Below are 8442 nucleotides of genomic sequence, written 5' to 3'. Positions count from 1 at the left end.
GCCCGCGGCGCGAAGAAGCCCACGCCGCGGCCGTGAGGCGGCCCGGCGGCCCCACGTCCGCGGACGTCGGCGCCGCACGGTTTACTGGTCCCGTGCCGCAGACCCCCTCCCGCCCGGTGGGCGACCTCACGTACGAGCAGGCCCGCGACGAGCTCGTGCAGGTGGTCGCGCGGCTCGAGGCGGGAGGCGAGACGCTCGAGGGGTCGCTCGAGCTGTGGGAACGCGGCGAGGCCCTCGCCGCACGCTGTCAGGAGTGGCTCGACGGAGCGCGCGCCCGGCTCGACGCCGCCCGGGAACCCGGCACCACCTCAACTGGCACCACGGCGCCAGGCACGGCAGGTCCCGCCACCACCGCCCCCGAGGACGAGGACGCGTCATGACCCAGCCCACGACCACGCCGGACACCGTCGTCGACCCCGCGGTCGAGGACCCGGGCGCCGCGCCCGACGCCGGGCTCGCGACGCCCCCGGCCGGCCTGATCGACGACGAGGTGACGGAGGGCGCGTTCACGCCGGACCCCGCGGACATCGTCGCGCTCGCCTCCGAGCCCGCCGAGCGGCGCGCCCTGGTCATCGGCGAGGCGCTGATCGACGTCGTGCGCACGCCGGACGGGAGCGTCAGCGCGCACCCCGGCGGCAGCCCCGCGAACGTCGCCCTCGGGCTCGCCCGGCTCGGCCGCGGCGTCGACCTGCTCACCTGGATCGGCGCCGACGCCCACGGGGCCCTGGTGCGCTCGCACCTCGAGGCGTCGGGCGTCGCGATCGCGCCCGGCAGCGAGAGCGCCCCCCGCACGTCGGTCGCGACGGCCACACTCGACGACCACGGCGCGGCGACCTACGAGTTCGACCTCTCCTGGCACGTGCCGGACGTGTGGGCGTCACCGCCCGCCGTCCCGCTGGTCGTCCACACCGGCTCGATCGCGGCCGTGCTGACGCCGGGCGGCCCCGACGTCCTGCGGGTCCTCGAGGCGCACCGCGAGTCCGCGACCCTGACCTACGACCCCAACCTGCGCCCCTCGCTCATGCCCGCGGCGGACGAGACGCGCCCGGTCGTCGAGGAGGTCGTCGCGCTCGCGGACGTGGTCAAGGTGAGCGACGAGGACCTGGCCTGGCTGGAGCCCGGCACCCACCCGCTCGAGGTCGCGCGCCGCTGGGCGGCCTCGGGGCCGGCGGTCGTCGTCGTCACGCGCGGGGCCGACGGCGCCACCGCGATCACGCGGAACTACGAGATCGACGTCGCCGCGCCGCCCGTCACGGTCGCGGACACCGTCGGTGCGGGCGACTCGTTCATGGGCGGGCTCGTCGACGGACTCTGGTCCGCCTCGCTGCTCGGCGCGGCACAGCGGTCCGCGCTGCGGTCCGTCGACGAGGTGACGCTGCGCTCGGTCCTCAGCCGGTGCGCCGAGATCGCGGCGATCACCGTGAGCCGGCCGGGCGCCAACCCGCCCACGGCCGCCGAGCTCGAGGTGCGCTGAGCGCAGGCCTGGGAGGGGCCCGCGCAGAGCGGCCCTACTCCACGCCCTGCCGGTCCAGCTCGTCGAGCGTGAGCAGCACGAGCGACGCCGTCCAGGCGAGCGGCGCGACCGCCGACGGGCTGCCGTCCCACAGCACCTTCTCGGGCAGCGCACCGCGCGCGGTCCGGTGCTCCTCCAGCCAGTCGAGCCGCGCCGTCGCCGCGTCGACGTCGCCGGACGCGGCCGCCGTGAGGGCGAAGACGGCCGTGGTCGGGGTCCACGAGATGCCGTCGCGCTTCCAGGTCGCGCCGGGCGCGAGGCCGCCCGCCGGCCGCGACATCTCCGCCTGCGCGTCCGTCCACGCCGCCCGCACCTGCGGGTCCAGCGGCGCGAACGGCGGCATGAGGAACGCCACCGCGGTGTCCTGGGCGGTGCCGCCCAGGTGGCGCGGGTAGTGCGGCGCGAACTGGTCCACGCCCCGCTCCAGCAGCGCGACGAGGTCGGCCGTGGGCGGCAGGCCGAGCGCCGCGACCACGTCCTCGCAGGCCCGCACCCCTGCCAGGAGCGGGGCGGCCGTGCCGAGCGTCGGCGTCCGGACCCGCGTCTCCCAGTAGTCGGGGAAGGCGGCCGGGACGCCCGTGACCGGGTCGACGTTGCTGCGGATCGCCGCCAGCGAGCGCTCCACGAGGGGCGCCAGGCTCGTCAGGTCCGCGGTCCGGGTCGCCCGGTCGGCCGCGGCGTACCACTCCGCGACCGCCCACAGCACCCACCCGTTGCCGTCGAGCTGCAGACCCCGCTCGTCGGGCACGTCCCCCGTGCCGTCCGGGCGGTAGCGGGCCTCGAACACGCCCTCGGTCGAGCGCAGGTCCTGCATCTGCTGGAGGTAGTGCAGGACGTCGTAGGCGTCGGAGGAGTGGCCCGTGCGCGCGAGCGCGACGGCCGTGAACGACGCGTCGCGCGGCCACACGTACCGCCACGCCGGGCTCGCCGCGGCGAGCGCCGCCCCGTCGTCGAGCACGAGCGCGTCGAGGTCGCGCAGCGCCTGCTCGGCGAGGCCCCGGTAGCGCTCCGGTCCCGGCACGGTGCCGGCCTCGAGCCAGGCGTCCTGGCGCTCCCTCTGGTACGGGTCGGAGCGCGCGGTCTCGCCCACGCGGACCAGCTGCGGCTCCCCCGCCTGGTCCAGCACGACGCCGTCCGAGTACAGCGGGACGACGGCGAACGGCGGCGCCAGGGGGGTGGAGCCGACCGCGCACGAGGCGACGACCGCGACCAGCACGACGGCGCCGACCGCGCGACGCCCCCCGTGCCTCCGTGCCACCGCCCGACCGTACCGGTGACCGCGCCGTGGGCGGGGGCGCGACCCACGGCGCGCTCGTGTCACGATGCTGGCCATGCCCCAGATGAGCCCCGCCGGAGCCTGGACGTCGCTGCTCGAGGGCAACGACCGGTTCGTCCGCGGCGAGATGCTGCACCCCTCGCAGGACGTCGCCCGCCGCGCCGACCTGAGCGCCGCGCAGGACCCCTTCGCCGTGGTCTTCGGGTGCTCGGACTCGCGCGTCGCCGCCGAGATCATCTTCGACCGCGGGCTGGGTGACCTCTTCGTCGTGCGCACGGCCGGGCACGTCGTCGACACGACCGTGATCGGCTCGATCGAGTACGGCATCGACATCCTCAGCGCGCCGCTCGTCATCGTGCTCGGCCACGACTCGTGCGGCGCCGTCGGCGCCGCGGCCGACGCCCTCGCGACCGGGCGGATGCCCTCAGGCTTCGTGCGCGCCGTCGTCGACCGCGTGATCCCGAGCATCGTCTCGCTGCCGGACCCGGACGCCGACCCGGCGCACGCGGGCGACGACCACCCCTCGCGGATGCACCCGTCGGCGGCCGACCTCGGGCGCGAGCACGTGCGGCACACGGTGCGGATGCTGCTGAGCTACTCCGCCGGGCTCGCGACGGCGGTCGCCGAGGGCCGCTGCGCGATCGTCGGGCTCGAGTACGCGCTCGCCGAGGGCCGCGTCCGGATCGTCGAGTCGCGCGGCACGCTCGAGCCCTGACGCCGCGCCCCGCGCGGGCGATGGAACACTGAGGGCATGAGCGACCACACCCCGGGCACCGCCGCCACCGACCCCCCCGTCCCCGCCGGCTTCCGCGTCGAGCACGACACCATGGGCGACGTCCTCGTCCCCGTCGACGCGCTCTACCGCGCGCAGACGCAACGCGCCGTCGAGAACTTCCCGATCTCCGGCACGCGCCTCGAGCGCGGTCACATCGAGGCCCTCGCGCGGATCAAGAAGGCCGCCGCGCGCGCGAACGCCGAGCTCGGCGTGCTGCCGCAGGACGTGGCGGACGCGATCGTGGTCGCCGCGGACCAGGTCGCCTCGGGTGCCCACGACGACCAGTTCCCGGTCGACGTCTTCCAGACCGGCTCGGGCACGTCGTCGAACATGAACACCAACGAGGTGCTCGCCACGCTCGCGACGCGCCACCTGGGGCGCGAGGTCCACCCCAACGACCACGTCAACGCCTCGCAGTCGTCGAACGACGTCTTCCCGACGTCGGTCCACGTGGCCGCGACGGCCGCCGTCGTGCGCGACCTCGTCCCGGCGCTCGACCACCTCGCCGCCTCGCTCGGCCGCAAGGCCGAGGAGTTCGCGCACGTGGTGAAGTCCGGCCGCACGCACCTCATGGACGCGACCCCGGTGACGCTGGGCCAGGAGTTCGGCGGCTACGCCGCGGCCGTCCGGTACGGCGTCGAGCGGGTCGAGGCCGCGCTCCCCCGCGCCGCGGAGGTCCCGCTCGGCGGCACGGCCGTCGGCACCGGCATCAACACCCCGGCCGGCTTCCCCCAGCGCGTCATCGCCCTGCTGCGCGAGGACACCGGCCTGCCGCTCACTGAGGCGCGGGACCACTTCGAGGCGCAGAGCGCGCGCGACGGCCTGGTCGAGCTCTCCGGTGCGCTGCGCACCATCGCGGTGAGCCTCACCAAGATCTGCAACGACCTGCGCTGGATGGGCTCCGGGCCCAACACGGGCCTCGGCGAGATCTTCCTGCCCGACCTGCAGCCCGGCTCGTCGATCATGCCGGGGAAGGTCAACCCCGTCGTCCCGGAGGCCGTGCTCATGGTCGCCGCGCGGGTCGTGGGCAACGACGCCACGGTCGCGTGGGCCGGTGCGAGCGGGTCCTTCGAGCTGAACGTCCAGATCCCCGTGATCGCGCAGGGCGTCCTGGAGTCCGTCCGGCTCCTCGCGAACGCCTCGCGGTTGCTCGCCGACCGGACGGTCGACGGCATCGTCGCGAACGAGGAGCGGGCCCGTGCGTATGCCGAGTCGTCGCCGTCGATCGTCACGCCCCTCAACCGCGCGATCGGCTACGAGTCCGCAGCCAAGGTCGCCAAGCACGCCGTCGCGCACGGGGTCACGGTGCGTCAGGCCGTCGTGGACCTCGGGTTCGTGGAGCGCGGCGAGGTCACCGAGGCCCAGCTCGACGAGGCCCTCGACGTGATGTCGATGACGCGGCCGCCGCGGGCCTGAGGACGACCGCCGTCCGGGTCCGGGCCGCGCGTCGCGGCCCGGACCCCGGCCTCACACCTCGATGCCCTCGAGCATCTCCGTGACGAGCGCCGCGACGGGCGAGCGCTCGGACCGCGTGAGCGTGACGTGCGCGAACAGGGGGTGCCCCTTGAGCGCCTCGATCACGGCCGCGACGCCGTCGTGCCGCCCGACGCGCAGGTTGTCGCGCTGGGCGACGTCGTGCGTGAGGACGACGCGCGAGCTCTGCCCGATGCGCGAGAGGACCGTCAGGAGCACGTTGCGCTCGAGCGATTGGGCCTCGTCGACGATGACGAACGCGTCGTGCAGCGAGCGCCCGCGGATGTGGGTCAGCGGCAGCACCTCGAGCATGCCCCGGTCGATGACCTCCTCGACGACCTCCTGCGAGACCAGCGCCCCGAGGGTGTCGAACACCGCCTGCGCCCAGGGGCCCATCTTGTCGGCCTCCGACCCGGGCAGGTAGCCGAGATCCTGGCCGCCGACGGCGTACAGCGGCCGGAAGACCATCACCTTGCGGTGCTGGCGCCGCTCGAGCACCGCCTCGAGACCCGCGCACAGCGCGAGCGCCGACTTGCCCGTCCCGGCGCGCCCGCCCAGCGACACGATCCCGATCTCCTCGTCCAGGAGCAGGTCGATCGCGATCCGCTGCTCGGCGCTGCGCCCGTGCAGCCCGAAGACGTCCTGGTCGCCGCGCACGAGCCGGAGCTGCTTGTCGGCCGTCACGCGGGCCAGCGCCGAGCCGCGCGGCGAGTGCACGACGGCGCCCGTGTGCACCAGCAGCGGACCCGGGTCCTGCCCGGTGAGGTCGAGGTCGGCGACCTCGAGCCGCTCGTGCTCCCACAGCGCCGCCATCTGCTGCTCGGCCACCTGGAGCTCGGTGGTGCCCGTCCAGCCCGAGTCGACCGCGAGCTCGGCCCGGTACTCCTCCGCCGTCAGCCCCACCGCCGACGCCTTGACCCGCAGCGGCAGGTCCTTGGAGACCAGCGTGACGTCGCCGCCCTCGTCGGCGAGGTTCTTGGCGACCGCGAGGATCCGGGTGTCGTTGTCGCCGAGCCGGAAGCCCGCGGGCAGGCACTGCGTGTCGATGTGGTTCAGCTCGACGCGCAACGTGCCTCCCGCCGCACCGATCGGCACGGCCTCGTCCAGGCGCCCGTGGCTCACCCGCAGGTCGTCCAGCAGGCGCAGCGCGCCGCGCGCGAAGTAGCCGAGCTCGGCGTGGTGGCGCTTGGCCTCGAGCTCGGTGATGACCACGACCGGGAGCACCACGGCGTGCTCGGCGAATCGCAGGATGGCGCGCGGGTCGGACAGCAGGACGGAGGTGTCGAGCACGAAGGTACGGCTCACGGGAGCTCCTCCCGGCGCCTCAGCGCCGATGTGGCTGCCTGGCGCCGGCCCAGCGCCGACACCCTGCTGGACGGGCCCGGTCGGCCGACCCGAGGGCCGGCCGAGAGCCCTCCTCCCGGAGCGTGTGCTCCATGGGGCGCCTCCCGAGGGACGACGGACGTCGTCCGATGCGGCGGACGCTACGCCGCGCCCGCGTGACGGACGTCACGCGACACGCGCGTGGCGCGATCGTTCACGCAGTCGTCACACAGGGCCGTCACGGCCCCGCGGTCACCGTCCGAGGCGCCGCTCGCGCGCCGCGTAGGCCCGCAGGGCGCGCAGGAAGTCGACCCGCCGGAAGTCCGGCCAGTACGCCTCGCAGAAGTAGAACTCGCTGTGCGCGCTCTGCCACAGCAGGAAGCCGCTGAGCCGCTGCTCGCCCGAGGTCCGGATCACCAGGTCCGGGTCCGGCTGGCCCTTGGTGTAGAGGTGCGCGGCGATGTGCTCGACGTCGAACGCCTCGGCCAGCTCCTCCAGGGACGTCCCGCTGTCCGCGTGCTCGCGCAGCAGGGACCGGACGGCGTCGGCGATCTCCCGCCGGCCGCCGTACCCGACGGCGATGTTGACGTGCAGCCCGACGACGTCGGCCGTGCGCGCCTGCGCGTCCCGGAGCGCCGCCGCGAACTCGGGCGGGAGGAGGTCGAGCGAGCCCATCACCTGCAGCCGCCACCGCCCGGTCGAGGCGAGGTCCTCGACGGCCCGCCGGATGATCGCCAGGAGGTCGTCGAGCTCGTCCCGGGCGCGGGCGAGGTTGTCGGTCGAGAGCATCCACAGCGTGACGACCTCGACGCCCGCCTCCTCGGACCAGCGCAGGAGCTCGGAGATCTTGTCGGCGCCGCGGCGGTGGCCCGTCGCGGCCCGCTCGCCGAGGCTGCGTGCCCAGCGCCGGTTGCCGTCGAGGATGACGCCGATGTGGCGCGGCACCGCCTCCGGCGGGAGCGACGCGGCCAGCCGGCGCTCGTAGACGCCGTAGAGAAGGTGCGGCAGGCGCATGGGCTCCTCGTCCGGGTACGTCAGGTGGTGGTGGACCGCGTCCGGGTACCGGCGCGACGGCACGACCCCGGAGAGTCACGCTACCGCCCTCGGGACGCGCGGACCGACCCGGCGCGCGGGTCCCCGGGGCGCCCGGGAACGCGCCCGACGGTGGGCACTGCGCCAGGCACACCGACGGGGCGCTGGACCAGGGACGTCGGTCCCGGGGCGTCCAGCCGGGTGGGTTAACCTACGGTGCCGTAAGTCCAGCGGTTCGCTGCAGAAGCGCGCGTCAGAAGGAGATCGATGGCCGCCGAGCTGGCCGACGCCGTCAAGCCGCGCCTGCGCGGGTGGGTGCACGCCGGAACCGCACCGATCGCCGTCGTCGGTGCCGTCGTCCTCCTCATGCTGTCGCCGACCAGACCTGCCCTCGTCGCGAACACCGTCTTCGGCCTCAGCGCCGTCCTGCTGTTCGGCACGAGCGCCGTCTACCACCGCGGCACCTGGTCGCCGCGGGTCGCGGCGGTCCTGCGACGCCTCGACCACACCAACATCTTCCTCATCATCGCCGGCACCGGGACCCCGCTCGCGGTGCTGCTGCTCCCCCCGGACCTCGCGCGCGTGCTGCTCATCGTGTCGTGGACCGGCGCGCTGCTCGGCACCCTCGCGCGCATCTTCTGGCTCGACGCGCCGCGCTGGCTCTACGTCCCCGTCTACGTCGCCCTCGGCTGGGTGTCGGTCGGCTTCCTGCCCCAGTTCTGGCAGGCCACCCACGGCCCGGCGATCGTGTGGCTGATCGCCGTCGGCGGTCTCGCCTACACCGTCGGGGCCATCGTCTACGGCACCAAGCGCCCCAACCCGAGCCCGCGGTGGTTCGGCTTCCACGAGATCTTCCACGTGCTGACGGTCGTCGGGTACGGCTGCCACTACGCGGCGGTCCTGCTCGCGACCACCGCCGCCGCCTGACCGCGCGGGCCGCGCGGCCTCACCACGCCGGGACCAGCAGCACCCCGACGAGGGTCGCGGCGACCACCGCCACCAGGACGGCGTCGCGCCGGCCGACGCCGGCACGGACGAGGACCGTGCGCC

At 75.1% G+C, this 8442-nt stretch carries 8 protein-coding genes; 5 read left to right on the top strand and 3 right to left on the bottom strand.

What is annotated here, in order from left to right; genetic code table 11:
- Positions 1-92 precede the first annotated feature (92 nt).
- Together IDM29_RS12630 and IDM29_RS12625 are read left to right on the top strand one after the other, a co-directional pair.
- Positions 93-380, top strand: coding sequence for an exodeoxyribonuclease VII small subunit (locus IDM29_RS12630; RefSeq protein ID WP_182113304.1), 288 nt, complete (start codon positions 93-95; stop codon positions 378-380).
- The gene (locus IDM29_RS12625; protein WP_182113303.1) at positions 377-1474 is read left to right on the top strand and encodes a carbohydrate kinase; all 1098 of its coding nucleotides are present in this window, start codon (positions 377-379) and stop codon (positions 1472-1474) included. The genes IDM29_RS12630 and IDM29_RS12625 overlap by 4 nt, the downstream gene beginning before the upstream one ends.
- Positions 1475-1508: 34 nt before the next feature.
- On the opposite strand, the gene IDM29_RS12620 is transcribed toward IDM29_RS12625, so the two are convergent.
- On the bottom strand, positions 1509-2771 hold the full coding sequence (locus IDM29_RS12620; RefSeq protein WP_182113302.1) for a hypothetical protein: 1263 nt from the start codon (positions 2769-2771) through the stop codon (positions 1509-1511).
- 64 nt (positions 2772-2835) lie between these two features.
- Here IDM29_RS12620 and IDM29_RS12615 point away from each other — a divergent pair, with 64 nt between their 5' ends.
- Positions 2836-3504, top strand: coding sequence for a carbonic anhydrase (locus tag IDM29_RS12615; RefSeq protein WP_370525824.1), 669 nt, complete (start codon positions 2836-2838; stop codon positions 3502-3504).
- A 36-nt stretch (positions 3505-3540) separates the two neighbouring features.
- A complete protein-coding gene (locus IDM29_RS12610; RefSeq protein WP_182113300.1) occupies positions 3541-4980 on the top strand; it encodes a class II fumarate hydratase in 1440 nt (479 codons plus the stop codon).
- Between the two features lie 51 nt (positions 4981-5031).
- Here IDM29_RS12610 and IDM29_RS12605 read toward each other — a convergent pair whose 3' ends face one another.
- Complete coding sequence (locus tag IDM29_RS12605) at positions 5032-6342, bottom strand: PhoH family protein (RefSeq protein ID WP_182113299.1); 1311 nt, start codon at positions 6340-6342, stop codon at positions 5032-5034.
- Between the two features lie 270 nt (positions 6343-6612).
- On the bottom strand, positions 6613-7374 hold the full coding sequence (locus IDM29_RS12600; protein ID WP_182114044.1) for an isoprenyl transferase: 762 nt from the start codon (positions 7372-7374) through the stop codon (positions 6613-6615).
- 285 nt (positions 7375-7659) lie between these two features.
- Here IDM29_RS12600 and IDM29_RS12595 point away from each other — a divergent pair, with 285 nt between their 5' ends.
- Positions 7660-8319, top strand: coding sequence for a hemolysin III family protein (locus IDM29_RS12595; protein ID WP_182113298.1), 660 nt, complete (start codon positions 7660-7662; stop codon positions 8317-8319).
- Positions 8320-8442 lie beyond the last annotated feature (123 nt).

This window comes from Actinotalea sp. JY-7885, from assembly GCF_014525465.1.
Taxonomy (GTDB): domain Bacteria; phylum Actinomycetota; class Actinomycetes; order Actinomycetales; family Cellulomonadaceae; genus Actinotalea.
Note: the sequence above shows the minus strand (reverse complement) of the source record. Positions and strands in the feature narration are given on the sequence as shown.

Coding starts and splice junctions, on each gene's coding strand:
- IDM29_RS12625 (WP_182113303.1), top strand. CDS start 377: ATGACCCAGCCCACGACCACGCCGGACACCGTCGTCGACCCCGCGGTC.
- IDM29_RS12615 (WP_370525824.1), top strand. CDS start 2,836: ATGCTGGCCATGCCCCAGATGAGCCCCGCCGGAGCCTGGACGTCGCTG.
- IDM29_RS12610 (WP_182113300.1), top strand. CDS start 3,541: ATGAGCGACCACACCCCGGGCACCGCCGCCACCGACCCCCCCGTCCCC.
- IDM29_RS12600 (WP_182114044.1), bottom strand. CDS start 7,374: ATGCGCCTGCCGCACCTTCTCTACGGCGTCTACGAGCGCCGGCTGGCC.
- IDM29_RS12595 (WP_182113298.1), top strand. CDS start 7,660: ATGGCCGCCGAGCTGGCCGACGCCGTCAAGCCGCGCCTGCGCGGGTGG.